The 25,742-nt window shown below is 65.8% G+C and carries 22 protein-coding genes and 1 tRNA gene; 9 read left to right on the plus strand and 14 right to left on the minus strand.

Annotated elements, in window-relative coordinates; translation table 11 throughout:
- Positions 1-319: 319 nt before the first annotated feature.
- From lnt to ACOABP_RS11530, 7 genes are all read right to left on the minus strand, one after another.
- On the minus strand, positions 320-1,960 hold the full coding sequence (lnt, locus tag ACOABP_RS11500; protein ID WP_474225099.1) for an apolipoprotein N-acyltransferase: 1,641 nt from the start codon (positions 1,958-1,960) through the stop codon (positions 320-322).
- Positions 1,957-2,844: an HlyC/CorC family transporter gene (locus ACOABP_RS11505; protein WP_474225100.1), complete on the minus strand. Its 888-nt coding sequence runs from the start codon at positions 2,842-2,844 to the stop codon at positions 1,957-1,959. The genes lnt and ACOABP_RS11505 overlap by 4 nt, the downstream gene beginning before the upstream one ends.
- Before the next feature lie 112 nt (positions 2,845-2,956).
- Positions 2,957-3,712, minus strand: coding sequence for an rRNA maturation RNase YbeY (gene ybeY, locus ACOABP_RS11510; protein ID WP_474227819.1), 756 nt, complete (start codon positions 3,710-3,712; stop codon positions 2,957-2,959).
- Positions 3,712-4,710 (minus strand): PhoH family protein, encoded by a 999-nt coding sequence (locus ACOABP_RS11515; protein WP_474225101.1) that lies wholly within the window; start codon positions 4,708-4,710, stop codon positions 3,712-3,714. The genes ybeY and ACOABP_RS11515 overlap by 1 nt, the downstream gene beginning before the upstream one ends.
- Before the next feature lie 6 nt (positions 4,711-4,716).
- A complete protein-coding gene (gene miaB, locus ACOABP_RS11520; RefSeq protein ID WP_474225102.1) occupies positions 4,717-6,069 on the minus strand; it encodes a tRNA (N6-isopentenyl adenosine(37)-C2)-methylthiotransferase MiaB in 1,353 nt (450 codons plus the stop codon).
- Positions 6,070-6,130: 61 nt separating this feature from the next.
- Entirely contained in the window at positions 6,131-6,556 is a 426-nt protein-coding gene (locus ACOABP_RS11525; RefSeq protein ID WP_474225103.1) for a hypothetical protein, read from the minus strand.
- A 160-nt stretch (positions 6,557-6,716) separates the two neighbouring features.
- Positions 6,717-8,405, minus strand: a complete 1,689-nt coding sequence (locus ACOABP_RS11530; protein WP_474227820.1) for a ClcB-like voltage-gated chloride channel protein — start codon at positions 8,403-8,405, stop codon at positions 6,717-6,719.
- Between the two features lie 256 nt (positions 8,406-8,661).
- Here ACOABP_RS11530 and ACOABP_RS11535 point away from each other — a divergent pair, with 256 nt between their 5' ends.
- Together ACOABP_RS11535 and ACOABP_RS11540 are read left to right on the plus strand one after the other, a co-directional pair.
- Positions 8,662-10,269 (plus strand): DEAD/DEAH box helicase, encoded by a 1,608-nt coding sequence (locus ACOABP_RS11535; protein ID WP_474225105.1) that lies wholly within the window; start codon positions 8,662-8,664, stop codon positions 10,267-10,269.
- Between the two features lie 12 nt (positions 10,270-10,281).
- Entirely contained in the window at positions 10,282-11,331 is a 1,050-nt protein-coding gene (locus tag ACOABP_RS11540; protein ID WP_474225106.1) for a serine/threonine protein kinase, read from the plus strand.
- A 36-nt stretch (positions 11,332-11,367) separates the two neighbouring features.
- Here the strand turns inward: ACOABP_RS11540 and ACOABP_RS11545 are convergent, their stop codons facing one another.
- A complete protein-coding gene (locus ACOABP_RS11545; protein ID WP_474227821.1) occupies positions 11,368-11,817 on the minus strand; it encodes a universal stress protein in 450 nt (149 codons plus the stop codon).
- 331 nt (positions 11,818-12,148) lie between these two features.
- Between ACOABP_RS11545 and ACOABP_RS11550 the strand changes: the two genes are divergently transcribed.
- Positions 12,149-12,835 carry a LuxR C-terminal-related transcriptional regulator gene (locus ACOABP_RS11550; protein ID WP_474225108.1) on the plus strand — a complete coding sequence of 229 codons (687 nt, stop codon included), beginning with the start codon at positions 12,149-12,151 and terminating at the stop codon, positions 12,833-12,835.
- A 211-nt stretch (positions 12,836-13,046) separates the two neighbouring features.
- Positions 13,047-14,690 (plus strand): pyridoxal-dependent aspartate 1-decarboxylase PanP, encoded by a 1,644-nt coding sequence (gene panP, locus ACOABP_RS11555; protein WP_474225110.1) that lies wholly within the window; start codon positions 13,047-13,049, stop codon positions 14,688-14,690.
- Between the two features lie 26 nt (positions 14,691-14,716).
- On the opposite strand, the gene ACOABP_RS11560 is transcribed toward panP, so the two are convergent.
- The 6 genes from ACOABP_RS11560 to ACOABP_RS11585 all read right to left on the minus strand — a co-directional run bounded on the left by ACOABP_RS11560 (position 14,717) and on the right by ACOABP_RS11585 (position 20,282).
- On the minus strand, positions 14,717-15,145 hold the full coding sequence (locus ACOABP_RS11560) for an SRPBCC family protein (RefSeq protein WP_474225111.1): 429 nt from the start codon (positions 15,143-15,145) through the stop codon (positions 14,717-14,719).
- Between the two features lie 215 nt (positions 15,146-15,360).
- Positions 15,361-15,437, minus strand: a tRNA-Met gene (locus tag ACOABP_RS11565).
- A gap of 208 nt (positions 15,438-15,645) precedes the next feature.
- Positions 15,646-17,337 carry an MFS transporter gene (locus ACOABP_RS11570; RefSeq protein ID WP_474225113.1) on the minus strand — a complete coding sequence of 564 codons (1,692 nt, stop codon included), beginning with the start codon at positions 17,335-17,337 and terminating at the stop codon, positions 15,646-15,648.
- A gap of 309 nt (positions 17,338-17,646) precedes the next feature.
- The gene (locus tag ACOABP_RS11575) at positions 17,647-18,009 is read right to left on the minus strand and encodes a DUF4212 domain-containing protein (protein ID WP_474225114.1); all 363 of its coding nucleotides are present in this window, start codon (positions 18,007-18,009) and stop codon (positions 17,647-17,649) included.
- Complete coding sequence (locus ACOABP_RS11580) at positions 18,006-19,580, minus strand: sensor histidine kinase N-terminal domain-containing protein (protein WP_474225116.1); 1,575 nt, start codon at positions 19,578-19,580, stop codon at positions 18,006-18,008. Before ACOABP_RS11580 ends, ACOABP_RS11575 begins: the two co-directional genes overlap by 4 nt.
- Before the next feature lie 12 nt (positions 19,581-19,592).
- The gene (locus ACOABP_RS11585; RefSeq protein ID WP_066739437.1) at positions 19,593-20,282 is read right to left on the minus strand and encodes a response regulator transcription factor; all 690 of its coding nucleotides are present in this window, start codon (positions 20,280-20,282) and stop codon (positions 19,593-19,595) included.
- A 282-nt stretch (positions 20,283-20,564) separates the two neighbouring features.
- Between ACOABP_RS11585 and recA the strand changes: the two genes are divergently transcribed.
- The 5 genes from recA (at position 20,565) to sucD (ending at position 25,428) form a co-directional block, all read left to right on the plus strand.
- Positions 20,565-21,626, plus strand: a complete 1,062-nt coding sequence (recA, locus tag ACOABP_RS11590) for a recombinase RecA (RefSeq protein WP_474225117.1) — start codon at positions 20,565-20,567, stop codon at positions 21,624-21,626.
- 98 nt (positions 21,627-21,724) lie between these two features.
- A complete protein-coding gene (recX, locus tag ACOABP_RS11595; RefSeq protein ID WP_474225118.1) occupies positions 21,725-22,192 on the plus strand; it encodes a recombination regulator RecX in 468 nt (155 codons plus the stop codon).
- A gap of 367 nt (positions 22,193-22,559) precedes the next feature.
- Positions 22,560-23,231, plus strand: a complete 672-nt coding sequence (locus ACOABP_RS11600) for a DUF2889 domain-containing protein (RefSeq protein ID WP_474225119.1) — start codon at positions 22,560-22,562, stop codon at positions 23,229-23,231.
- Positions 23,232-23,321: 90 nt separating this feature from the next.
- The gene (sucC, locus tag ACOABP_RS11605) at positions 23,322-24,488 is read left to right on the plus strand and encodes an ADP-forming succinate--CoA ligase subunit beta (protein ID WP_066739433.1); all 1,167 of its coding nucleotides are present in this window, start codon (positions 23,322-23,324) and stop codon (positions 24,486-24,488) included.
- A 58-nt stretch (positions 24,489-24,546) separates the two neighbouring features.
- Entirely contained in the window at positions 24,547-25,428 is an 882-nt protein-coding gene (sucD, locus tag ACOABP_RS11610) for a succinate--CoA ligase subunit alpha (protein WP_061954871.1), read from the plus strand.
- The last annotated feature ends 314 nt before the right edge of the window (positions 25,429-25,742 follow it).

Here is a 25,742-nt window from a genome sequence, read left to right on the forward strand (position 1 = left end):
GGTGTCGGGCCGGCGCAACGGGTCGGGTAAATCCTGACACGGGTTTCAGAACTGTCCGATAGGTGCCGATACCGTTTTTGTATACAGTAAAAGCACGCGGTCACCGAATCACAAACCAGATGGCCGCCAGGCCGGATTGCGGGCCTGCCGGGGCCGGAAGCGTCAGCTTTCAGCCCGGCGGACCGATAACGCGATGCGGGCTCGAAATAACAACTTCAAGGGGATTGGTCATGTCGCTGCTGTCTCGCAAACCTTATATCGTCGCCATCGCCGTGATGGTGGCCGCCGCCGCCGTCTCGATGGCGACCTCGCTGGTCGGTTAATCCAGCAAGCGGCGCCGCCCCCGCAGCGCCAGCAACAACACGAGCACGCTGCCGGCCAGTGCCGGCACGTTGCCCCAGCGGATATACGGCGTCAGGCCCTGCATGCCCTGCACGTCCGCCGTCAGCGTACCCACCTCGAACGTCGGCAGCTTCGCCTGCACCGTGCCGTCCGGCCGGACCACGGCGGTCATGCCGGTATTGGTCGCGCGCAGCATGGGCCGGCGCATTTCCAGCGCCCGCATGCGCGAGATCTGCAGGTGCTGGTCCAGCGCGATGGTGTCTCCGAACCAGGCCAGGTTTGTGACGTTCGCCAGCAGATTGGCGGGCGTGGCCTGCTGCCGCAGCGTGGCGGCGATTTCCTCGCCGAACAGATCCTCGTAGCAGATATTGGGCGCCACATGGATGCCTCGCACCGGCACTGCCGGCTGGTCCAGCGTGCCGCGCCGGAAGTCGCCCAGCGGCATCTTCATCATGTTGACGAACCAGTGGAAGCCGAACGGGATGAATTCGCCGAACGGCACCAGATGGTGCTTGTTGTAGCGGTAGAGCGCCTCCAGCTCGGGCCCGATCGCAAACACGCTGTTGGTGAAGTCCACCGGCGAATCGGCGCCCGCCGCACCAAAGACGACCGTCGTGCCGGTCTTCTCCATATAGGTGCGCACATCCCTGGCGATATCCAGCGGCAGGTCCTGCAGAATCACCGGGAACGCGGTTTCTGGCGTGACGACGAGGTCGGCCGGCGCCGCCGTGATCATGTCGCGGTACAGTTGCAGCGAGCGCTGGATGCCTACCGGCTCGAACTTGATGTCCTGCGCCACGTTGCCCTGCAGCAGGCGCACGCTGACGGGCTTGCCGATCGGGGTGGTGTACGCAACTGGCGCCAGCGCCATCCCGCCGCCGAGCGTGACGGCCACCAGCCCGGCCGACCAGGCGGCGACACGTGCAGCCCCCGGCGCGGCGCGGCGCAGTGCGGCGCGCACGGCAACGACCAGCAATGCCGCCGATGCCGCTGCCAGGAACGTAATGCCATAAACACCGATGAGCGGCGCGAAGCCCGACAGCGGGCCGTCGGTATGGGGATAGCCGCTGCCCAGCCACGGGAAACCGGTGAACACCACGCCGCGCAGCCATTCCGACAGGGCCCACGCGGCGGCGAACGCCAGCGCGGACAGGATGCCGCCTTGGCCGCGCCGGGTCAGCCAGTGCCAGACGCCGGCGGCCAGCGCCGGCCATAGCGACAGGTACGCCCCGAACAGCACTACGGCCAGCGCGGCCATCCACGCCGGCATCTCGCCGTAGACGTGCATGCTGATATAGAGCCACCAGATGCCGGACAGGAACCAGCCCATGCCGAAGGCGTAGGCCGTGGCGGCCGCCGCACGCGGGCGCGCGGTATCGGCGACCAGCGCCACCAGCCCGGCCAGCGACAGGATCTGCAGCCACCACCAGTCATGCGGCGCAAACGCCTGCGTATGGGCCACGCCCAGCGCTGCGGCGATCAGCAGCCGGAACAGCACACCCTGGCGCGATGCGCGCTGGGCGCCAGCCGGTGCGGAAGAGGGGGAGGTTGGACCGGCGCCGATCAGCGGATCGGCGCGGCGGGTACCCACGGCGTCGGGCGTGCCGGCGCGCTTCATGCGTCGGCCACGCCGTTGGTGTCGGCCGGAGCCTCGCGGTGTACCTGCAGCAGATGCACCTGGCGCGCGTCGGCGCGCAGCACTTCGAAACGGATCGGCGGCAAGGTGATGATCTCGCCGCGATGCGGGACATGGCCCACGTGGTTGGTCAGCAGGCCGCCCACCGTATCGACGTCATCGTTCGGGAATGCCGTGCCGAACGCCTCGTTGAACTGCTCGATCTCGGTCAGGCCGCGCACGCGCCAGGCGCCGTCCGTGGTGGGCAGGATCATGTCCTGGTCTTCGTCCAGGTCGAACTCGTCCTCGATGTCGCCAACGATCTGTTCCAGCACGTCCTCGATCGTGACCAGCCCGGCTACGCCGCCGTACTCGTCGACAACGATCGCAATATGGTTGCGATTGATACGAAATTCGCGCAGCAGGATGTTCAGCCGCTTCGACTCCGGAATGAACACGGCCGGGCGCAATGTCTCGCGCAGGTCGAAGCTCTCGTCGGTGTAGTAGCGCAGCAGATCCTTGGCCAGCAGGATGCCGATGATGTTGTCGCGATTGCCCTCATACACCGGAAAGCGCGAGTGCGCGGTCTGCTGCATGTAGGGGATGAACGCTTCTGGCGTATCCGCGATGTTGACCGCATCCATCTGGGCGCGGGGCACCATGATGTCGCGCGCCGTCAGTTCCGACACCTGGAACACACCCTCGATCATCGAGAGCGAATCGGCGTCGATCAGGTTGCGCTCATGCGCGTCCTGCAGCACTTCCAGCAGTTCGGCGCGGGTGTCCGGCTCGGGGGAAATGAAATCCGAAAGACGTTCGAGAAGGGATCGGGGCCGATCCTGCTGCCTGAAGCTGGCAGGCTTCGAACTGGGATAGGGGTCGTTCATGTCGCGGCTAGCGCGTGGTGGAGATCGTCTGAAGCATACACTAAAAGGCTTGCAGCCCCCGTGACGCCAGCATTGCAATGGCGCCGGCATCACGGGTGTCAGCCTTTTGTGCTTATTCGCGCACAGGCTGGTACGGGTCGCTGAAGCCCAGCGCCTGCAGCGTTTCGGTCTCGATGGCCTCCATTTCCTCGGCCTCGGCGTCGTCCTCGTGCTCGTAGCCTTGCGCGTGCAGCACACCGTGGACGATCAGGTGCGCATAGTGCGCCTCCAGCGGCTTCTTCTGCTGCTTTGCCTCGGCTTCCACCACCGGGCAGCACAGCACGATGTCGCCGCTGACCGGGTCGTCGGCCGTCTCGGCGTAGGCAAATGTCAGGACATTGGTCGCGTAGTCCTTGCCGCGATAGGTGCGGTTCAGCGCGCGGCCTTCTTCCTCGTCGACAAAACGGATGGTCAGCGCGGCATCGTCATACAGGGCCGACTTCACGCATTTTTCGATCTGCCTGCGGGTCGGTACGCCCTTGCGCTTGCGCGTGCCGTCGCCGAACTGGATGTCGAGTTCCACCTCGGCCGGCGTGGCCGGCGTGCCCGTGGTGGTGACGATCGGCGTGGCGGTCACGGCCACCGACAGCGCGTCGCCGTTGTCGGGGCGCACCAGCAGGCCGGCCTGCTGGCGCGGGTCGGTGTGTTCGGCCAGCAGCGCCACTACGCCGTCGTTGGCCTGCGACAGGTCCAGCGTCAGGCTGCGGCCGTCGGCCAGCTGGATGCGCAGCGCGTGGGCCGACGCCTTGCGGGCGCGGCCGTCGGCATCGAACAGGACAACGCGCGTGGCGTCGGGCGTCTTTGTTGCGGGAGACTTCTTGGTCAAGATCAGGCGTCCTTGTGCTGGGCGTGATATTCGTCGTAGGCATCGACGATGCGTGCCACCAGCGGATGGCGCACCACGTCGATGCTGGAAAAGCGTGTGAAAGCGACGCCGCGCACCTCGCGCAGCACGTGCTGCGCCTCCACCAGGCCGCTCTTCTGGCCGCGCGGCAGGTCGATCTGCGTGGTGTCGCCGGTGATCACGGCCTTCGAGCCGAAGCCGATCCGCGTCAGGAACATCTTCATCTGTTCCGGCGTGGTGTTCTGGGCTTCGTCCAGGATGATGAAGGCGTGGTTCAGCGTGCGGCCGCGCATGTAGGCCAGCGGCGCGATCTCGATCATCTGGCGCTCGAACATCTTCTGCGTGCGATCGAAGCCCAGCAGGTCGTACAGCGCGTCGTACAACGGACGCAGGTACGGGTCTACCTTCTGGGCCAGGTCGCCCGGCAGGAAGCCGAGCCGCTCGCCGGCTTCCACGGCCGGGCGCGTCAGTACGATGCGCTTGACGGCATCGCGCTCCAGCGCGTCCACGGCGCAGGCCACCGCCAGATAGGTCTTGCCGGTACCGGCTGGCCCGACACCAAGCGTCAGGTCGTGCGACAGGATGTGCCGCAGGTACTCGCGCTGCGTGGCCGTACGGCCCTGCAGGCCGGCACGGCGCGTGTGCAGCACCGGCGAATCGTCGTCAGGATCGGGTGACCCGGCGTCGTTTTCGTTGCCGGGCAGGTAGGCGCCGTGCGCGGCGATCTGGCGCGATTCCACCAGCCCAAGCTGCACGTCGTCGATCGACAGCGTGACCCTGGCGTTGTTGTAGAAGCGCTCCAGCGCCAGCGCTGCGTCCTGCGCGCGCTCGCCACGCACCGTCATGCGATGGCCGCGGCGCTGGATCGTCACGTCCAGCGCCTGTTCGATCTGGCGCAGGTTTTCATCCAGCGGCCCGCACAGGTTCTGCAGGCGCGTGTTGTCGTCCTTGGGGGCGACAAATTCTGCTGTCGGAATCTTCATAAAGGCTTATTGGCGCACGACGATTTCACCGCGCAGCGAGTGCGGGAACGCCTGCGTGATGTTCACGTCGACCATCTGGCCGACCATGCGGTCGCGCTGGGCCTGGGGGATGCCCGGCAGCGCAAAGTTGACCACCCGGTTGTTCTCGGTGCGGCCGTGCAGTTCGTTCGGGTCCTTGCGGGCCGGGCCTTCCACCAGGATGCGCTGCACCGTGCCAACCATGCCCTGGCTGATCCGCACCACATTTTCTTCAATTGCGGCCTGCAGGATCTGCAGGCGGCGCAGCTTCACGTCATGCGGCGTGTCGTCGTGCAGGTTCGCGGCCGGCGTGCCGGGGCGCGGGCTGAAGATGAACGAGAACGACGTGTCGTAGCCGATCTCGTGGACCATCGCCATCAGCTTGTCGAAGTCGGCGTCGGTCTCGCCAGGGAAGCCGATGATGAAGTCCGACGACATCGACATGTCCGGGCGGATGGTGCGCAGGCGCCGGATGATGCTCTTGTACTCCAGCACGCTGTAGCCGCGCTTCATCGCCATCAGCACGCGATCCGACGCATGCTGCACGGGCAGGTGCAGGTGGTTCACGAGCTTGTCGCAGCGTTCGTACAGTTCCACCAGGCGCGAGGTGAATTCCTTCGGATGGCTGGTGGTGTAGCGGATACGCTCGATGCCGGGAATCTCGGCCACATATTCGATCAGCAGCGCGAAGTCGGCGATCTCGCTGGTGCCGCCCATCGTGCCGCGGTAGGCGTTCACGTTCTGGCCCAGCAGCGTCACCTCGCGCACGCCCTGCTCGGCCAGGCCGGCCACTTCGGCCAGCACGTCCTCGAACGGACGCGATACTTCCTCGCCGCGCGTGTAGGGCACCACGCAGTAGCTGCAGTACTTGGAGCAGCCTTCCATGATCGACACGAAGGCGCTCGGGCCATCCACGCGCGCCGGCGGCAGGTGGTCGAACTTTTCGATTTCCGGGAACGAGATGTCGACCTGCGACAGGCCGGTGGACTGGCGGCGGTTGATCAGGTCGGGCAGGCGGTGCAGCGTCTGCGGGCCGAACACGACGTCGACGTACGGGGCGCGCGACACGATGGCCGCGCCTTCCTGGCTGGCAACGCAACCGCCCACGCCGATCACCAGGTCGGGCTTGGCGGCCTTGAGCGCCTTCATGCGGCCCAGTTCGGAGAACACCTTCTCCTGGGCCTTCTCGCGGATCGAGCAGGTGTTGAACAGGATCACGTCGGCGTCCTCGACGTTGTCCGTGGGCTCCATGCCCTGCGTGGCGTTCAGCACGTCCACCATCTTGTCCGAGTCGTACTCGTTCATCTGGCAGCCGTACGTTTTGACAAATACCTTCTTCATGGTGCCGGTCTCAGTGGTTTACCTGGGGGCATCAGGGCACAACAGGTTGATTCGGAAAGGGTCAGTGCGCGGCCTTCCATGCCTTCACTTCCGCGTCGGTCAGTACCCACGCGGTCAGCAACTGGCCATAGAGGTCGAGCTTGTATCGCACGTTGAGCTTCTTGCCTGCCACCGTGTTCGGGTTCATCAGCACGGTGTCGGTGCTGAAGAGCCGCAGTCCGGGGGCCACGCCGTGGGCCTTGCCGTCGAGCTTTGCCTGCAGCGGGTCGGTGGCCGTCGGACGCGCCAGTTCCAGGCGTGCCATCGGGGCATCGTCCGGAATGACCCGTACCGGGGTGCCGGCCATCGCCAGGTTTGTCACCTGGGTCGTGACCTGCCCGGTGGTCTGGGTCGTGGTCTGGACGGTCTGCGCCATGGCAGGGGCGGCGGACAACAGCAACACTGCGGCGCACGCGATGTGCGACGAACGCGACAACGGCTTCAGCATGAAGGCTCCCGACAAGAAATACAGCGATCGTTCTTGGAATACCGCCGGCGCCGGACGCCATCACGCTTGCAGCCATTGCGCAGGCAGGGTAACCCGCAATTTTACCCGTTTGCGCCGTGGGCGGGGGAACGTCGCGCCGGGCATTTGTGGCGTAGCCGCCTCAGAACAGGCAGGATGCCTCCTGCAGCACGCGCTGCTTGGAGACGGTGCCCATCAGTTCGCGGCTGGCGGCGTCGCGCACCAGCGGAATGCGGTTGATGCCGTGCTCGGAGAAGATCGCCAGGGCATCGCGCAAGCGCGAGTCGGGTGTCAGGGAGGGGAATGCCAGGTCGCCCAGGCTGAGCAGCGTGGCGTCGGGCGCCTCGCGCTGCGCGCGCTGGACAGCATGGATCGAGATCGCGCCCAGCAGCGTGCCGGCCGTGTCCACCAGGTACAGGTATCGGGTGCCGGTTTCGGCAAACTTGTCGGCCGCCTGGGCCACCGTGGCAGTGGGGTCGATCACCGTGGTGGTCGGATCGCACAGCCCGGCCAGGCGCAGGCCGCGAGCCCGCTCCACGGCCGCCGACGCCTGCGCGCGCTCGACCACCACGCTGTAGAGCGACAGGGTCTGACAGCGTGACGCCGTGTAGTACGCCGCCACCGCGCCGATCATCAGCGGCAGCAGCAGCGTGGGCGCCAGCGTCATTTCGAAGACCATCAGGATCGACATCAGCGGCGCCTGGCTGGTTGCCGCCAGGAAGGCCGTCATGCCCACCAGCGGCAGCACGGGTGTGGCCGTGCCGCCCGGAATGCCCAGCGCCACCAGCTGGCCCAGTGCCGCGCCCACGAACATCGATGGCGTGAACACGCCGCCCACGGCCCCCGAGCCCATGCTGACCACGGTAGCCACCAGCTTGGCAAGCAGCACGCCCCAGACCGCAACCGAAAGCGGTTCGTTGCGCAGGATCGTCTGGATCGTGTAGTAGCCGTTGCCCACCACTTCCGGCACCACGATAGCCAGCAGTCCCACCAGCAGGCCTCCCAGCGCCAGGCGCGCCACGGGGCCGCCGGGCACGTGCCGGAATCCGGCGCGGGCCAGCGTATTGGCGCGCATGAATACCGCCCCCGACACCCCGGCAATCAGGCCGATGCCGGCGGCGGCCAGCAGCAGGTGCGGCTGCTGGAGCAGGTCGGGGCCGATATGCAGCCCCGAGTAGAGCGGTTCCAGGCCGCCGTGCCACTGGCTGACCATGGTGCCGGCCACCGAGGCCAGCAACAGCGGCATCAGGCGCTGCACGGCCAGTGCGCCAAACACGACTTCGGCCACGAATACCGCGGCCGACAAAGGGGTGTGATAGGCCGTAGCCAGACCGGCCGCAGCGCCGCAGGCCGTCAGCATGCGGCGCATGTTGCTGTCGCCGGAGGCCTGGTCGGCGCGCCCGGACGGAAAGATCGACCCGGTCAGCGCGGCCAGCTGGATCATCGCGCCTTCCTTGCCCACCGAGCTGCCCGAGACGATCGAGCAGAACGACGACAGCGCGCGTAGCAGCGTGATGCGCACCGGCAGGCGGCCCGTGCCGCGCGCCACGGCTTCCATGTATTCGCTGGGCAGGGTCTCGGTGCGGGCATAACGCTGTGCCGCCACCAGCAGCGCGCCGGCCAGGGCGCCGCCCACCATCGGGATCACGACCCGCCAGGCCAGCGCCAGGCCCGCGAAGATCATCACGATATCGGCGTCCTTGCCGAACATGACCAGGCCGCTGGCTTCCAGCGCTTCCTTGAACATCGTGGTCACGATGCCGGCCAGCAGGCCCACGGGGATGGCCGCAAAGAGCGTGACTTCCTGGTCTTCGACGAAACGGAACCGCATGGCGATGGGGGAAGGGCGATGGGAGGGGGCTGGCGCGCGCCGGCGCCGGGTGGCCGTCATGATAGCGCAGCGCCACCTGGGGTCGACAAGCGGCGCGCGGGTTTCCACAGACTGGTACACTACGGGCCTTTCCAGCCCGGGAACGGGGGCAATCGACCCATCCCGCCGGCCCTGACCCTCAGGTACGGTTATCTACCCGAGCTGCCCCACGATTGGCGCACATCTGCTGCGCAACGGGCAGCCGAAGCGTCAATTCATGTCTTTTTCCGAACTCGGCTTGTCCGACAAGCTGGTGCGTGCCGTGGCCGAACAGGGCTACACCACGCCGACCCCGATTCAGGCGCAAGCCATTCCCGCAATTCTGAAAGGTGGCGATCTCCTCGCCGGTGCCCAGACCGGCACTGGCAAGACCGCCGGCTTCACCCTGCCCATGCTGCAGTTGCTGGGCGATGCCGCGGCGCGCAACCCGGCGCCGCGCGGCACCCGTCCGCAGGTACGCGCCCTGGTGCTGACCCCCACGCGCGAACTCGCCGCACAGGTCGAGGAAAGCGTGCGCAACTATGGCAAGTACCTCAAGCTGCGCTCGATGGTGATGTTCGGCGGCGTCGGCATCAATCCGCAGATCGAAGCGCTCAAGCGCGGCGTGGACATCGTGGTAGCCACCCCGGGCCGCCTGCTCGATCACGTGTCCCAGCGCACCATCGACCTGTCACACGTGGAACTGCTGGTGCTCGATGAAGCCGACCGCATGCTCGACATGGGCTTCATCCACGACATCCGCAAGATCCTGAACGTGCTGCCGGCCAAGCGGCAGAACCTGCTGTTCTCGGCCACGTTCTCGGACGATATCCGTGCGCTGGCCGACCGCCTGCTGAACAACCCGGCCTCGATCGAGGTGGCCCGCCGCAATACCACGGCCGAAACCGTGGCGCAGCGCGTGTTCCCCGTGGACCGTGAACGCAAGCGCGAACTGCTGGCCCACCTGGTGCGCCAGCACGACTGGCACCAGGTGCTGGTGTTCACGCGTACCAAGCACGGCGCCAACCGCCTGGCGGAACAGCTGACCAAGGATGGCCTGTCCGCGCTGGCGATCCACGGCAACAAGAGCCAGTCGGCCCGCACCCGCGCGCTGACCGAGTTCAAGGCCGGCACGCTGCGTCTGCTGGTGGCGACCGACATTGCCGCACGCGGCATCGACATCGACCAGCTGCCGCACGTGGTGAACTTCGACCTGCCCAACGTGCCCGAGGACTACGTCCACCGTATCGGCCGCACGGGCCGCGCGGGCGCCGAAGGCGAGGCGATCTCGCTGGTCTGCGTCGACGAGCACGGCCTGCTGCGCGATATCGAGCGCCTGATCAAGCGCCAGATCGAACAGGTGGTGCTGCCCGGGTTTGAAGTGGACCCGAACATCGCGGCCGAGCCGATCCAGAAGGGCCGCCAGCAACGCGGCGGCCCGCAGCAGGGCCGTGGCGGCCAGCCGCGCGGCAACGGCGGTGGCAATGCCAATGGCGGCGAGCGCCGCGCGCCGCGTGCTCCGCAAGGGCAGCGCCAGGAATCGGGCGGCCAGTCGGCCGGTCAGCCGGGCCAGTCGCGCCAGCCGCGTCCCGCACAGGGCGCGCAGCCCGCACGCGGCGAAGGCCGCAACGGCAATGGCAATGGCAACGGTTCGGGCAATGGCGCCGCCAAGCCGGCGGGCCAGCGTCCGCAACAGGCCCGTTCGCAGCAGCAGCCGCGCCCGCAACAGGCTCGTCCCCAGCAGCCGCGTCCGGCACAGGATGCAGCGGCTTCGGCACCGGCCCGCAATCGTCGTCCGGCGCCGCAAGCCGCGCTGCTCGGCGGCAGCCGCAAGCCGGCACCCTGACCGGACCTGCCCATGACCAACCCGGATAGCCCCCTGTCAGACGCCGATGTCCCCTATGCGGGACTGACGCCCGAGTGCATCCTGGATGCGCTGGAGGCAGCGGGTTTCTATCCGGACGGCCGTCTGCTGGCCCTGAACAGCTACGAGAATCGCGTCTGGCAGGCCGGCATCGAGGATGCCTCGCCCGTGGTGGTCAAGTTCTACCGGCCAGGCCGGTGGAGCGACGCGGCCATCCTTGAAGAGCATGCGTTCGTGCAGCAGCTGGCCGATGCGGAGATTCCCGCCGTGCCGGCGCTGCCCCTGCGCACGGGCGAAGCGCCGGCCAGCACGCTGCTTGCGCACGCGGGTTTCCGCTTCGCCGTATTTCCGCGCTGCGGCGGCCGCGAGCCGGCACTGGACCAGGCCGCCACGCGCACGTGGCTGGGCCGTTTCATCGGCCGCATTCACGCCTGTGGCGCAGCCACGGCGTACCAGGCACGGCCGGCGCTCGATATCGAGACATTCGGCGTGGCCCCGCGCGACTACCTGCTCGGCCACGACTGCATTCCGGCCGATCTGCTGGCGCCCTGGCGCGCGGCCGTGGACCTGGCGCTCGATGCCGTACGCCGCTGCTACGAGCGGGCCGGTGACGTGCGCCTGCTGCGCCTGCATGGCGACTGCCATCGCGGCAACGTGCTATGGATCGATGAAGAGGATGCGCGCGGCCGGGGCACGCCAGGCCCACACTTCGTCGACTTCGACGACAGCCGCATGGGCCCGGCGGTGCAGGACATCTGGATGCTGCTGGAAGGCGATCGTGCAGCAATGCAGGACCAGTTGGCCGACATCGTGGCAGGCTACGAGGACTTTGCCGATTTCGATACGCGCGAGCTGTGGCTGGTAGAGGCGCTGCGCACGCTGCGGCTGCTGCATTACAGCGCCTGGCTGGCAAGCCGCTGGCGCGATCCCGCGTTCCCGGCCGCGTTCCCGTGGTTCGGTACCGCGCGCTACTGGCAGGATCGCATCCTGGAACTGCGCGAACAGATTGCGCTGATGGACGAGCCGCCGCTCTGGGCGGCTTGATCCCTCCGTATTCGCCGGACCAGGCCGGCAGATGCGTCAAGCCTGCGGCTTGACCTTTCCTTCCGCCTTCACCATCACCACCGGACAATCGGCCTGCGCCAGTACGCGGCCGGCCACCGACCCGAGCACGGCGTCGAAGAACGATCCGCGTCCGTGCGTGCCCATGACGATGGCGCTGGCATTCACCGATTTTGCGTGGCCCAGGATTTTCTCGGGCGGGTAGCCATGCAGCGCGTGGCGTTCGAACGGAATCTTCGCGCCTTCAAGGATGGCGCAGACCGATGTCATGGCCTTTTCGCTGGCCTCGTTGTGCCAGGCGTCGATGGTTTCCTTGCTGACGAAGGCGCGCACCTGGCCCGTGACGTCGGGTGACACGTGTACCACATGCACTGTGAAACCGCTCTGCAGCAGCTTGCCATCGGCCAGGAAGCGTGCGGCGGCGTCGCTGAAAGCAGAACCGTCGGTGGCGAGCACGATATTGGACATCGGGGGCATGGCGCTATCTCCTTGGTTGAAATGCTACGGCGCGTGGCTGGCGCGACGTGATCATCATGGCACGCAGAGAAGGCTCACACCGTAACCTAGATCAAATCTGCGCGCAATTTTTAAGGATTTCACGATTGTTATCTGCGCGGCGATATGCTTGATCGGCGCGCCGAAACGCGTTCTTCCGCGAACTGGCGGACGCAACGGCTCAACGTCTGAAATTTCCGTAAGAAAGCCCGGAAGTTTCAGCACGCATTTTCAGCCCGTTCTGCCGCTGGCAAGGCGCTGAACAGCCTAAGCTGCCCGCTGTTCTTGTTCACGGAGACCTGGCATGCCCAACGCAATCGTTATCGATCCGCATATCGCTGTTCGCAAGACCGTCTGCAAGATCCTGGAGACCGCTTCCGGCTTTGACGAAGTCCGTGTTGCGACAGGCGGCGCCGCCGGCCTGCTGGCACTGCGCGACCGCCCGGCCGACCTGGTGGTGATGGATCTGCAACTCGACGACCTGCCCGGCGACGCCGTGCTTGAGGAGGTGGTGTCGACCTGGCCGCTCACATGCGTGCTGGTGCTGTCGGCGCAGCGGCGCGCGGCGGAGCGTGCATTGCTGGGCGGTGCCCACGGCTATATCGACAAGGCCGCGGGGCTGGACGCGCTGGCCGACGCCGTGCGGGCGCTGATGAGCGGCTATGCGGCATTCCCGCTGAAGTCGCTGCCCACCTTCCGCCGCGCCGCCGCCAATCCGGCCGACCCCAAGGCCCTGCTGAGCCGCCGGGAACTGACCGTGCTGCGGCTGCTGGCGGTTGGTCATTCCAACAAGGCGATTTCGGATGTGCTGGAGATCAGCAACAAGACCGTCAGTTCGCACAAGGCCAGCATCATGGACAAGCTGGGGCTGGGCTCGCTGATCGACCTCGCGGAATTTGCGCGTGTGCATCGGCTGCTGCCAATGGAAGGCGAGCCGGCTCCCCGGGTGATGAAGCCGCGCGCCAGGCGGCCCGATGCCGCCGCACTCTAGGCGTTGCCGGCGTGTGCTAGTCCGCCGTCCAGGCGGCATCCGCGCGAGACGCTGACGCACATCGGCGAACTGGGCCGCACGCAGGCCGCGGCGGCGTCCGGCTCCGTCCGTTCCTATTCGTCCTTGCGCGTCCTTGCGCGTCCTTATCCGGCATAATCCCAGCCAAACCGCGCCGCATCCGGCGCGGCACGGTATTGACTGGGCTTTGCAAATGAACGCGCCGAAGACGGAGACGTCAGACAACTCGCACGACCACCAACTGGACGACGACTGTCCGCTGCACTGGTTCGACGCGGACCGGGGCGCGTTCGAAGACCTTGAACGGCGCATCGCCGAGCATCCCGCCGATTTCTTCGCCGGCGCCGATTTCGATCCGGTGGGCGCCTGTGCCACGCGCGAGGCGCAGTTCACCTCGGTGGACCTGCCCGAAGATCCGACCGCGCCGCAGGCGCATGCCGATCACCTGCTGCACGACGTATTTCGCCACGTGATGCCCGTGGCCTCGCCGACCTTCGTCGGTCATATGACGTCGTCGCTGCCGTCGTTCATGCCGTCGCTTGCCAAGATCGTGGCGGCGCTGAACCAGAACGTGGTCAAGCTGGAAACCTCGGGCGCGCTGACGGGCCTGGAGCGCCAGGTCATCGGCATGCTGCACAAGCTGGTCTTTGCGCGCGATGGCGGCTTCTATGCGCAGTGGCTGCACAACCCTGAACATTCCCTTGGCGCGTTCTGCGCGGGCGGCACCACGGCCAACCTGGCGGCGCTCTGGGCCAGCCGCAACAACGTTCTGCGTGCACGCGACGGCTTCCCGGGCCTCCACAATGCCGGCCTGATGGCGGCGTTACGTCACTACGGCTACGACGGCCTGGCAATCGTGGTGTCGGAGCGCGGCCATTATTCGCTGCGCAAGGCCGCCGACGTGCTGGGCATTGGCCGCGACAACCTTGTGCCGGTGGCGGTCGACGGCGACGGCCGCATGCGGATCGACAAGCTACGTGAAACGCTCGCAGACCTGAAGGCGCGCAATATCCGGCCGATGGCCATCGTCGGCATCGCTGGATCGACCGAGACCGGCGCGGTCGATCCGCTGGACGCGATGGCCGACGTGGCCCAGGAAGCCGGGTGCCATTTCCATGTCGACGCGGCCTGGGGTGGCGCGACATTGCTGTCCGAACGCGAACGCTGGCGTTTCGCAGGCATCGAGCGCGCCGACTCTGTGGTGATCGATGCTCACAAGCAGTTCTATGTGCCGATGGGCGCCGGCATGGTGCTGTTCCGCGATCCGGCCTGGACGCAGGAGATCATCCAGCACGCCAACTACATCGTGCGTAAGGGCTCGGTCGATTTGGGCCGCCACACACTGGAAGGCTCGCGCGGCGCGGCGGCAGTGATGCTCTATGCCAACCTGCACCTGCTGGGGCGCAAGGGCCTGGCGCGATTGATCGACACCGGCATCGACAACGCAAAGTACTTTGCCTCGCTGATCGAGCAGCAGCCCGACTTTGAGCTCGATAGCCGGCCGCAGCTTTGCATCCTGACTTACCGTCATGTGCCCGAGGCTGTGCGCGCCGCGCTGTTGTCGGCGTCGACCCCGGCGGAGAAGCGCGAGCAGATCCAGCAGGCGCTGGACGCGCTGACGATCAGTATCCAGGAGTTGCAGCGCGACGCCGGGCGGTCGTTCGTGTCGCGCACGCAGCTGACGTCGTCGCAGTGGGGCGGCCGGGCCATCGCGGTGTTCCGCGTGGTGCTGGCCAACCCTGACACGACGCATGACATCCTGCAGGGCGTGCTGGCCGAACAGCGCGCGCTGGCCGCGCGGAGCCCGATGCTGGCGCCGTTGATGGCGCTGGTCTGACGCTTCCGGCGGCCTGCGTCCGCTACCTACGGCTGGCGCAGATACGCCGCCATCGCCCGGAATCGGCGGCGGGTTTCCAGCGCGAAAATGCGGGCCATCAGCGGATCGAACAGCAGGCCCAGCCAGCGCGGCCGCATCTTGATATTGAAGGTGTAGATCAGTTGCGACGTGCCGTGCGGCAGGTCGCGATGCCGCATCGAAGCGCCCCACGAATGAAACAGCCCCGTGGGCGCCACCATCACGGCCGCCGCCGCACGCGCGGGCTCGTAGCTGACGAAGCGCGTCTGCATCCCGAGCAGGCGCTTCCACCCCTTGCCCTTGTTCACGGTGATCGCACCAACGTACGGATGGCTGCCGCCGCCTTCGACATAGGCTTCGGAAAGCAGCGTGTCCCACGACAGTCGCACCGCATGGTTGTGAAACGCCTCGAACGCCGCCGCAGCCGGGGCGGGCATGATCAGTTCAATGCGGCCTTGGGCGATGATGGGCTCCTGGGGTGTGGGGCGATGGGGGCAGGCGGTGATGACAGTCTACGGTAGCCCCGGTGCGCACGGGCAACCCGTTTCGGGGGGTATGCGGGGGCGCATGCAGCCTCGGCACCCATGGCCGTCCACTGCGGCCCAAAGCAAAAAGCCGCAATCCCGTGAAGGATTGCGGCTTTTCAAATAGATGGTGGCGAATCAGGGATTCGAACCCCGGACCTGCGGATTATGATTCCGTCGCTCTAACCGACTGAGCTAATTCGCCAACGAAGATCGAAATTATACCTTCGGTTTTCGGCCTGTCAACACCTTCGTGACAATTTTCTGCAAGCTTCGGCGTCTGCCTAAAAAAATGGCAGACCCGAGGGTCTGCCTGGAAGGAGCGGCTGGCCGGTAGGCCAGCCATCCTGAGCGAGGGTTACCGGTTGTATCCCTCCGGCGAATGCCTGATGGCCTGTTGTTCGTGTGGCCGCTTAGTCGTTGGCGTAGATGTCCACGTCCTTGGTTTCGCGTACGAACAGCGCGCCAAGCACGAAGGTCATGGCAGCGATGATGATCGGGTACCAGAGGCCGTAGTAGATGTTGCCGTTCTGGGCCACCAGCGCGAACGAGATGGTCGGAAGCAGGCCGCCGAACCAGCCGTTGCCGATGTGATACGGCAGCGACATCGACGAGTAGCGGATGCGGGTCGGGAACATTTCGACCAGCATGGCCGCGATCGGGCCGTACACCATCGTCACGTAGATCACCAGGATGACCAGGACCACCAGCACCATGATCGTGTTCATCTGGGCCGGGTCTGCCTTGGTCGGGTAGCCGTGCGCCGTCATCTCGCCGCTGACTGCCTTCTTGAAGTCGGCGATCTGCTTCTTGCTGGCGTCGTCGAACGCACCGTTGCCCACGGTGGCGTCAAAGGCCTTGATCTCTTTGTCGCCGATCTTCACCGAAGCCACGGTGCCGGCCGGAGCGGCCACCACTTCATAGCTGGCCGATGCCTGGGCCAGCGTACGCTTGACGATGTCGCACGAGCTGCGGAAGTCGATCTCGCGGGCGATCGGGCTGCCCTGGAACGAGCAGGTGGCCGGATCGGCCGTCACCACGATCTGGGCCGACTGCTGGGCACGCTCCAGCGCCGGGTTGGCGTAGTGGGTCATTGCCTTGAACAGCGGGAAGTAGGTCAGCACGGCCAGGGCGCAGCCCAGCATGATGATCCACTTGCGGCCGATCTTGTCCGACAGCGAGCCGAAGAAGATGAAGAACGGCGTGCCGATCACCAGTGCGCCGGCGATCAGCAGGTTGGCCGTCTTGGCATCGACCTTCAGCACCTGGGTCAGGAAGAACAGCGAGTAGAACTGGCCCGTGTACCAGACCACGGCCTGGCCGGCGGTCAGGCCCACCAGTGCCAGGATCACGATCTTCAGGTTGCGCCATTGGCCGAAGGCCTCGGTCAGCGGTGCCTTCGACGTCTTGCCCTCGGCCTTCATCTTCTGGAAGGCCGGCGACTCGCTCATCGACAGGCGGATGTACACCGACATGGCCAGCAGCAGGATCGAGACCAGGAACGGGATACGCCAGCCCCATACTTCGAAGTTTGCGCCCGTGGCTTCGCGGACCAGCAGGATCACGATCAGCGACAGGAACAGGCCCAGCGTGGCCGTGGTCTGGATCCATGCCGTGTAGGCGCCGCGCTTGCCGTGCGGTGCGTGCTCGGCCACGTAGGTAGCCGCGCCGCCGTACTCGCCGCCCAGTGCCAGGCCCTGCAGCATGCGCAGCAGGATCAGGATGATCGGGGCCGCCCAGCCGATGGTGGCATAGCTGGGCAGCAGGCCGACGATAAACGTCGACAGGCCCATGATCAGGATGGTCACCAGGAAGGTGTACTTGCGGCCGATCATGTCGCCGAGGCGGCCGAACACCAGTGCGCCGAAGGGTCGCACGATGAAGCCCGCGGCAAAGGCCAGCAGCGCGAAGATGAATGCCGAGGTCGGGTCAAGGCCGGCGAAGAACTGCTTGGCGATGACCGCCGCCAGCGAACCGTACAGGTAAAAGTCGTACCACTCGAACACCGTGCCGAGGGAAGAGGCCAGAATGACCTTTTTCTCTTCCTTCGTCATCGGCGCATTGTGGGCCGCAGGTACGGCCCCCACGTTTTGCGCGTTTGCCATTTGTTGTCTCCTCCGTTTCCGTTCTTCCGTCGAAAATCTTCAAGGGGTCCTCGCCGTCGGGGGCGTGCACGTGTGCGCGTACCGGCCCACTGCGGCAAGGTTGCAACGATTGTGGGAGGCGAAACTTACTGAGTTCTGACAGATTCAGGACAAAGGGGGCTGAATCCGTCGGGGTATACGCTAGGAAAATCGGGCCGGTTCAGGACGCTGGCGTGCTGCATTGCGACGCATCCGGGCCGGGGGCGGCCTGCTGCCGCGCCGGGCGCCGTTCTTGCGCCGCAGCAATGCGCACGGCCCCAGAGGAAACCCTTAGATCGTGTCGTGACGGCGTTCGCCGCTGCCACTGTCAGGTTGGACGGGTGGCGCCGGGTGGGCTTCGGTGCCGGCGCCGGCCAGCTCGTTTTCGCGGGCGTGCATGTCGTCATCGGCGCGGTTCATGCGCCAGGCATACAGCGCGGCCATCAGCACGTAAAGAATCAGCGATCCCTGCGCGGCCATCCAGAACGAAAAGGGCCAGCCCAGGAAGTCAAAGCGCAGTTCGCGCGCAAACCAGCTTACGCCGAACGTGATCACGAACCACGCGGCCAGCAGTGCCAGGATCCATCGCACGTTGTGATGCCAGGCGTGCCGTTCCAGCGGCGTCATGCGGTCGCGGGGCTTTTTCCGGATCATGCCGCGCTCTCTTCCGGTGTGGTGCGGCGCAGGGTAATGCGCAGGCGCGCGCCGGCCAGCCGTGGCGACGTCTGGTAGACGTTGTCGTCGATGGTTACCTCGCCGCCATGCTGCTGCACGATTTCGCGCACGATGGCCAGCCCCAGGCCACTGCCTTCGGTGTTGGTGCCCAGCACACGGTAGAAGCGCTCCATCACCCGTTCGCGCTCGGTGGGCGCGATGCCCGGCCCCGTGTCTTCCACATCCAGGTAGGCGAACGGCTCGAACGCATCGCTGGTCACGCGCACCGTGGCGTGGCCGCCGGTGGGTGTGTAGCGGATGGCGTTGTCCACGAGGTTGTTGAGCATTTCGGTCAGCATCAGCCGGTTGCCGGTGATCATCACGGGATGGTCGTCGGCTTCCAGCCCCAGGTCGATGTTGCGCGCCCATGCCTGCGGCAGCCAGTCCTTGACCACATCGCGCGCCAGTGCGGCAAGATCCAGCGGCGCCATGCCGCCGGCGCCGGCCAGGTTTTCCATGCGCGCCAGCGACAGCAGCTGCGTTACCAGGTGTGCCGTGCGCTCGGAGCTGCCGGCAATCTGCGCCAGCGACCGGCGCAGTTCCTCGGGCGACTGCTCGCGCTGCGCCAGTTCGGCCTGCATGCGCAGCCCCGCCAGCGGTGTCTTCATCTGGTGCGCGGCATCGGCAATGAAACGCTTCTGTGTCTGCACGGACTGGTCCAGCTGGGCCAGCAGGTCGTTGAACGATGCCACCAGCGGCGTGATTTCCTGCGGCGCGGCGCGCTCGTCGATGGGGCTGGTATCGCCAGGATTGCGCGAGCGGATGCGCTGCTGGATGGCCGTCAGCGGGGCCAGCCCGCGCGTGAGCCCGAACCACACCAGCACCACGGCCAGCGGCAGGATCACGAACTGCGGCAGGATCACGCCCTTGATGATCTCGTTGGCCAGCCGGGCGCGCTTGTCCAGCGTCTCGGCCACCTGCACCAGCACCGGCTGGTTGCCGCCGACATTTTTCAGGTCGACATAGGTATAAGCCACGCGCACATCGTTACCGGCCACGCGGTCGTCACGCATCGACACCAGCCCGGCATGGCCCTGTTCCTCTTCGGGCGGCAGCGGCAGGTCGTGGTCGCCAGCCACGTACTCGCCGCGCTTGCCCACCACCTGGTAATAGATGTTGTCGGTCTCGTCGGCGCGCAGGATCTCGCGGGCCGACAGCGGCAACTGCAGCGTCACGCGCCCGTTCACTTCGCGCACCTGCTGCGACAGCACGATGGCGCTGGCCTCCAGCGCACGATCGAACGGCCCGTTGGCAATCGACTTTGCGACCAGGTACGTGACCGCGATGCTCATCGGCCAGAGCAGCAGCAGCGGCGCCAGCATCCAGTCCAGGATTTCGCCGAACAGCGAGCGCGGCGCGGGATGGGCCGACGATTCTTCCAGGTGAGGCAGGGCGTCGGCCAGCGCCGAGTCCTCGGCGGCGGCATCGGCCAGCGTGGGGCGCGCGGGTTCAGGCAGGGGGGCGGTGCCTGCGGCGGGATGGCGTCGCCAGGGCAGGCGCAGCAGGCTCATGGGCGGTTCGCGTCAGCCGTGGGTGGCCATGGCCGGCTGGAATTTCTCCAGGCAGTAGCCCAGGCCGCGCACGGTGGCAATGCGGATGCCACCCACCTCGATCTTCTTGCGCAGGCGATGCACGTAGACTTCGATGGCGTTGTTGCTGACTTCCTCGCCCCATTCGCACAGGTGGTCGACGAGTTGTTCCTTCGACACCAGCCGGCCGCTGCGCGTGAGCAGGATTTCCAGCAGGCCGATCTCGCGCGCCGACAGGTCCAGCATCTGGTCGTTGAGGAAGGCGATGCGGCCGACCTGGTCGAAGGCCAGCGGGCCGTGGCGCATCAGCGTGGCCCCGCCGCCGGCGCCGCGCCGCACCAGCGCGCGCACGCGCGCCTCCAGTTCGGACAGCGCGAACGGCTTTGCCATGTAGTCGTCGGCGCCCAGGTCGAGCCCCTTGACGCGTTCGTCCACGCCGTCGGCCGCGGTCAGGATCATCACCGGCAGCATCGCGCCGCGCGCGCGCAGCCGCTTGAGCACCTCCAGGCCTGGCATGCGGGGCAGGCCAAGGTCCAGGATCAGCAGGTCGAAATTCTGCGTGGAAAGGGCCGAGTCGGCTTCCACGCCATTGGCGACGTGGTCGACGGCATAGCCGGATTGGCGCAACGACCGTGTCAGGCCGTCCGCCAGCACGTCGTCATCTTCGGCGATCAGAATCCGCATGGTTTGTCTCCACCCTTGACACCTTTTTCGGGCCGGCATCGCCGGCCTCCGGTTTGCGGTGCCGGTGGGGCTTGCCAAGCATACTGTTTTTTTATACAGTACCCGACATTCCGCGAGAGTGGTCCCGGAAGGGACCGGCGCAGGGCCGGGACTGGCGAGTCACGGCGCCGAAAGGCTTCGGAAAGCCTCCGAAATTGATCGGAAAAGGCTTGAAAAGCAGGCGCCACGCCGCATGCGGCCTATTTATACACCAATTGACCACCCATTGACTGAAGGACGACCATGGACGACAAGAAGGCCGGCGCCGGCGTAAGCGCTGAGAAGCAGAAGGCGCTTGCCGCCGCGCTCTCCCAGATCGAGAAGCAGTTCGGCAAGGGCTCGATCATGCGCCTGGGCGATGGCGACGTCGAACAGGATATCCAGGTGGTGTCCACCGGATCGCTGGGCCTGGACATCGCGCTGGGCGTCGGCGGCCTGCCGCGCGGCCGCGTGGTCGAGATCTACGGCCCGGAATCGTCGGGCAAGACCACGCTGACGCTGCAGGTTGTTGCCGAAATGCAGAAGCTGGGCGGCACCTGCGCGTTCATCGACGCGGAACACGCGCTGGACGTGCAGTACGCCGGCAAGCTCGGCGTGGATGTGGGCAACCTGCTGATCTCCCAGCCGGACACCGGAGAGCAGGCACTGGAAATCACCGACGCGCTGGTGCGCTCGGGCTCGATCGACCTGATCGTGATCGACTCGGTGGCAGCGCTGGTGCCGAAGGCCGAAATCGAAGGCGAGATGGGTGATTCGCTGCCGGGTCTGCAGGCCCGCCTGATGAGCCAGGCGCTGCGCAAGCTGACCGGCACCATCAAGCGCACCAACTGCCTGGTCATCTTCATCAACCAGATCCGCATGAAGATCGGTGTGATGTTTGGTTCGCCTGAAACCACGACCGGCGGTAACGCGCTGAAGTTCTACGCCTCGGTACGCCTGGACATTCGCCGTATCGGCTCGATCAAGAAGGGCGACGAAGTGGTGGGCAACGAGACCAAGGTCAAGGTGGTCAAGAACAAGGTCTCGCCGCCGTTCCGCGAGGCGTTCTTCGACATCCTCTACGGCCAGGGTATTTCGCGTCAGGGCGAGATCATCGACCTGGGCGTGGATGCCAAGATCGTCGAGAAGTCGGGTGCGTGGTACAGCTACAACGGCGACAAGATCGGTCAGGGCAAGGACAACGCGCGTGAATACCTGCGCGAGAATCCGGACATCGCCGCCGAGATCGAAAACAAGGTGCGTGCGGCACTGGGTGTGGCCCCGACGAACACCACGCTGGGCGCGCCGGCCGAACTCGAAGGCTGAGGTTGACGCCTGCCGGCAACGAAAGCCGTCGCATGACAGTGCGGCGGCTTTTTTGTTTTCTGCCCCTTCCTTTTCCCGAAACGCTTCCCTGATTCCTGATGGCCGGAACCCGTCCTCCGCTTTCCCTCAAGGCCCGCGCCGTTGGCTATCTGTCGCGCCGCGAGCACAGCCGTGCCGAGCTGGCGCGCAAGCTGGCGCCCCATGCCGAATCGGCGGAGGAAGTGGAAGCCTTGCTCGACGCGCTGGAGCGTGAAAACTGGCTGTCGAATGATCGCTTCGTCGACAGCCTGGTCAACCGGCGCGCCAGCCGATATGGCGCGGCGCGGGTGATGCAGGAGGCCAAGACGCACCAGCTGGGCAACGATCAACTGCGCGACCTCCAGGACCGGTTGCGCGATACCGAACTGGAGCGGGCCGCCGAAGTCTGGCGCAAGCGCTTCGGTGTGCCGCCCGATTCACCTGAGGCGAAGGCCAAGCAGATCCGGTTCATGATGGCTCGCGGGTTCTCGCGTGCGGTGATCGGCAAGATCATCCGGGGCGCCGAAGACGAGTACGACGGCGAGTAGCAACACCGGGTGGCCATCTGCATACCTGCGTACGCATAAGGGGTATTCGTGCGGACGTCAAGCCAGTTGTCGTACCACTGATGCAACGCAGCGCCACTTCGCGCCGCAGGCCGGAAACCCTGATGTGGAGCGGGTTTGACGTCTTTGTCATTGCAACAATCCGGGCCGGACAGACTGTCGCGCAGGATGTTCCCGGTCAAAGCAGCGCGGCATGTTAAACTCCACGAGTTCCCCGGCCCAGGCGGCCGTCCGGCGTGCGCCGGGCTGCCCGGACGGAAGCAAGCCGCGAAGTTCGCCGTAGCGAACCCCGCGTAAGTACCGCCCCCGAATTCCGCCACGTTCAGCCTGCCGCTTCAGCCCCGCTGTCATGCCGCTTTCCCCACCCGTCAACCGTGCCTTGCGTCATCGCCGTGCCATCACGGCCGAAGCGTATTTGCGGGATGACGGCCTGTGGGACATCGAGGCCCGGCTGACCGATACGAAGCCGCGCGATATCGAATTGGCCGCCAACCGCATCCGTCCCGAAGGCCAGCCGCTGCACGATCTGTGGCTGCGCGTGACGATCGATCTGCGCCTGAATATCGTGGACGCCGAGGCATGCTCTGACTGGGTGCCTTATCCGACGCATTGCGACACGATCGGCCCGGCTTACCGCAAGCTGATCGGCCTGAACCTGATGAAGGGGTTCCGCAAGGCCGTGCGCGACCGGCTGGGCCATGTGGCCGGCTGCACCCATCTCACCGAACTGGCCGGCGTGCTGCCGACCGCAGCCATCCAGGCCTTCGCGGGCGACGTGTTCAAGATTCGCGACGGCGCCGACGATCCCAATCCCGAACCACCGATGCAACTCCATGGATGCCACGCGCTCCATTTCGAGGGCGAGGTGGTTCGCCAGTTTTACCCGCGCTGGTATGGTCACCAGCCGAAACCGAAAGCCGGCGCTGCGGCGTCGTCCCCCCAGACCGCGTCACGCGCCGATGCCCCCGCATCAGGTGGCGAAGACACCCTGGCCCACCGGCCCAACGGTACGTCGGGCTGACCGTCACGGTCGGCTCTAGGAAACAGGCGCAAGCCCTTCGTCTCCAACTATTTTTCCAATCCCTTTACGCCTACCCGAAAGGAAACACGCATGAATATCCATGAGTATCAAGGCAAGGAAATCCTGCGCAAATACAATGTGCCGGTTCCGCGCGGCATCCCGGCTTTCTCGGTCGAAGAGGCCCTGAAGGCGGCTGAACAGCTCGGCGGCCCGGTGTGGGTTGTCAAGGCACAGATCCACGCAGGCGGCCGCGGCAAGGGCGGCGGCGTGAAGGTGGCCAAGAGCATCGACGAGGTGAAGACCTACGCCAGCAACATTCTCGGCATGACGCTGGTGACGCACCAGACCGGCCCGGAAGGCAAGAAGGTCAACCGCCTGCTGATCGAAGAAGGCGCCGACATCAAGAAGGAACTGTACGTTTCGCTGGTGGTGGACCGCGTGTCGCAGAAGGTGGCCCTGATGGCATCGAGCGAAGGCGGCATGGACATCGAGGAAGTCGCTGCCCACACCCCGGAAAAGATCCACACGCTGATCGTTGATCCGGCCGAAGGCCTGAAGGACGCTGACGCCGACGACATCGCCCGCAAGATCGGCGTGCCCGACGCCAGCATCGCCCAGGCTCGCCAGGCACTGCAAGGCCTGTACAAGGCGTTCTGGGAAACCGACGCTTCGCTGGCCGAAATCAACCCGCTGATCCTGACCGGCGACGGCAAGGTCATCGCCCTGGACGCCAAGTTCAACTTCGACTCGAACGCACTGTTCCGTCACCCGGAAATCGTTGCGTACCGTGATCTGGACGAAGAAGACGCCAACGAAATCGAAGCCTCGAAGTTCGACCTGGCCTACATCTCGCTGGACGGCAACATCGGCTGCCTGGTGAACGGCGCCGGCCTGGCCATGGCCACCATGGACACCATCAAGCTGTTCGGCGGCGAGCCGGCCAACTTCCTGGACGTTGGCGGCGGTGCCACCACCGAGAAGGTGACCGAAGCCTTCAAGCTGATGCTGAAGAACCCGAACGTGCAGGCCATCCTGGTCAACATCTTCGGCGGCATCATGCGCTGCGACGTGATCGCCGAAGGCGTGATCACCGCGTCGAAGGCCGTGCAGCTGGGCGTGCCGCTGGTCGTCCGCATGAAGGGCACCAACGAAGAACTGGGTCGCAAGATGCTGGCCGATTCCGGTCTGCCGATCATCTCGGCTGACACGATGGAAGAAGCCGCCCAGAAGGTCGTGGCCGCTGTCGCTGGCAAGTAAGGACAACTTTCGTTGCCGCCCGGCCGCAGCCGGGCGGGGCGACTAAAAGGACTAGCAAATGAGCATTCTGATCAACAAGGACACGAAGGTCATCACCCAGGGCATCACCGGCAAGACCGGCCAGTTCCACACCCGTGGCTGCCGTGACTATGCCAACGGCAAGAACGCGTTCGTTGCCGGCGTGAACCCGAAGAAGGCCGGCGAAGACTTCGAAGGCATTCCTATCTACGCCAGCGTGAAGGACGCCAAGGAACAGACCGGCGCCACCGTGTCGGTGATCTACGTGCCGCCCGCCGGCGCTGCTGCTGCCATCTGGGAAGCCGTCGACGCCGACCTGGACCTGGTGGTCTGCATTACCGAAGGCATCCCCGTCCGTGACATGATGGAAGTCAAGGACAAGATGCGTAAGCAGAACAAGAAGACCCTGCTGCTGGGACCGAACTGCCCGGGCCTGATCACGCCGGACGAAATCAAGATCGGCATCATGCCGGGTCACATCCACCGCAAGGGCCGTATCGGCGTGGTGTCGCGCTCGGGCACGCTGACGTACGAAGCCGTGGGCCAGCTGACCGCGCTGGGCCTGGGCCAGTCGTCGGCTGTCGGCATTGGTGGCGACCCCATCAACGGCCTGAAGCACATCGACGTGATGAAGATGTTCAACGACGATCCGGATACGGACGCCGTGGTCATGATCGGTGAGATCGGTGGTCCGGACGAAGCCAACGCGGCTTACTGGATCAAGGAAAACATGAAGAAGCCGGTGGTTGGCTTCATCGCTGGCGTGACCGCGCCTCCGGGCAAGCGCATGGGCCACGCCGGCGCGCTGATCTCGGGTGGTGCCGACACCGCCCAGGCCAAGCTGGAAATCATGGAAGCCTGCGGTATCAAGGTCACCAAGAACCCGTCGGAAATGGGCCGTCTGCTGAAGGCAATGCTGTAAGCAGCCAGGTCGATGCCGTGCCGTGTGGCCTGTCTGGCACATCGCACGGCGCGCCGTACCTGCGGGGCGCGGGGTCGAGATGACGCCGCACGCACCGCAATACATTGCCCCCGTCCCTGTGGCGGGGGCAATGTCGTTCTGGCGTGGCAGATGTCCTAGGGTATATCCCGAGACATGAACCACCCCCGTTGAAACCGAATCGAAAGGTTCGTACGATAAATCTTCATGTCTGGTAGTTCAGACATCCGAAAGTCCGCAGTTGGCCGAATCCGGCAGCTTCCGCGGGCACGGAACATAACTTTGGAATTTCGAGG

The organism is Cupriavidus sp. HE11 (assembly GCF_056097175.1).

Coding starts and splice junctions, on each gene's coding strand:
- ACOABP_RS11515 (WP_474225101.1), bottom strand. CDS start 4,710: ATGAAGATTCCGACAGCAGAATTTGTCGCCCCCAAGGACGACAACACG.
- ACOABP_RS11530 (WP_474227820.1), bottom strand. CDS start 8,405: ATGCGGTTCCGTTTCGTCGAAGACCAGGAAGTCACGCTCTTTGCGGCC.
- panP (WP_474225110.1), top strand. CDS start 13,047: ATGAACGCGCCGAAGACGGAGACGTCAGACAACTCGCACGACCACCAA.
- ACOABP_RS11525 (WP_474225103.1), bottom strand. CDS start 6,556: ATGCTGAAGCCGTTGTCGCGTTCGTCGCACATCGCGTGCGCCGCAGTG.
- recA (WP_474225117.1), top strand. CDS start 20,565: ATGGACGACAAGAAGGCCGGCGCCGGCGTAAGCGCTGAGAAGCAGAAG.
- miaB (WP_474225102.1), bottom strand. CDS start 6,069: ATGAAGAAGGTATTTGTCAAAACGTACGGCTGCCAGATGAACGAGTAC.
- lnt (WP_474225099.1), bottom strand. CDS start 1,960: ATGAAGCGCGCCGGCACGCCCGACGCCGTGGGTACCCGCCGCGCCGAT.
- ACOABP_RS11550 (WP_474225108.1), top strand. CDS start 12,149: ATGCCCAACGCAATCGTTATCGATCCGCATATCGCTGTTCGCAAGACC.
- ACOABP_RS11540 (WP_474225106.1), top strand. CDS start 10,282: ATGACCAACCCGGATAGCCCCCTGTCAGACGCCGATGTCCCCTATGCG.
- ACOABP_RS11505 (WP_474225100.1), bottom strand. CDS start 2,844: ATGAACGACCCCTATCCCAGTTCGAAGCCTGCCAGCTTCAGGCAGCAG.
- sucD (WP_061954871.1), top strand. CDS start 24,547: ATGAGCATTCTGATCAACAAGGACACGAAGGTCATCACCCAGGGCATC.
- ACOABP_RS11535 (WP_474225105.1), top strand. CDS start 8,662: ATGTCTTTTTCCGAACTCGGCTTGTCCGACAAGCTGGTGCGTGCCGTG.
- ACOABP_RS11570 (WP_474225113.1), bottom strand. CDS start 17,337: ATGGCAAACGCGCAAAACGTGGGGGCCGTACCTGCGGCCCACAATGCG.
- sucC (WP_066739433.1), top strand. CDS start 23,322: ATGAATATCCATGAGTATCAAGGCAAGGAAATCCTGCGCAAATACAAT.
- ACOABP_RS11580 (WP_474225116.1), bottom strand. CDS start 19,580: ATGAGCCTGCTGCGCCTGCCCTGGCGACGCCATCCCGCCGCAGGCACC.
- ACOABP_RS11545 (WP_474227821.1), bottom strand. CDS start 11,817: ATGTCCAATATCGTGCTCGCCACCGACGGTTCTGCTTTCAGCGACGCC.
- ACOABP_RS11560 (WP_474225111.1), bottom strand. CDS start 15,145: ATGCCCGCCCCGGCTGCGGCGGCGTTCGAGGCGTTTCACAACCATGCG.
- ACOABP_RS11600 (WP_474225119.1), top strand. CDS start 22,560: ATGCCGCTTTCCCCACCCGTCAACCGTGCCTTGCGTCATCGCCGTGCC.
- ACOABP_RS11575 (WP_474225114.1), bottom strand. CDS start 18,009: ATGATCCGGAAAAAGCCCCGCGACCGCATGACGCCGCTGGAACGGCAC.
- recX (WP_474225118.1), top strand. CDS start 21,725: ATGGCCGGAACCCGTCCTCCGCTTTCCCTCAAGGCCCGCGCCGTTGGC.
- ACOABP_RS11585 (WP_066739437.1), bottom strand. CDS start 20,282: ATGCGGATTCTGATCGCCGAAGATGACGACGTGCTGGCGGACGGCCTG.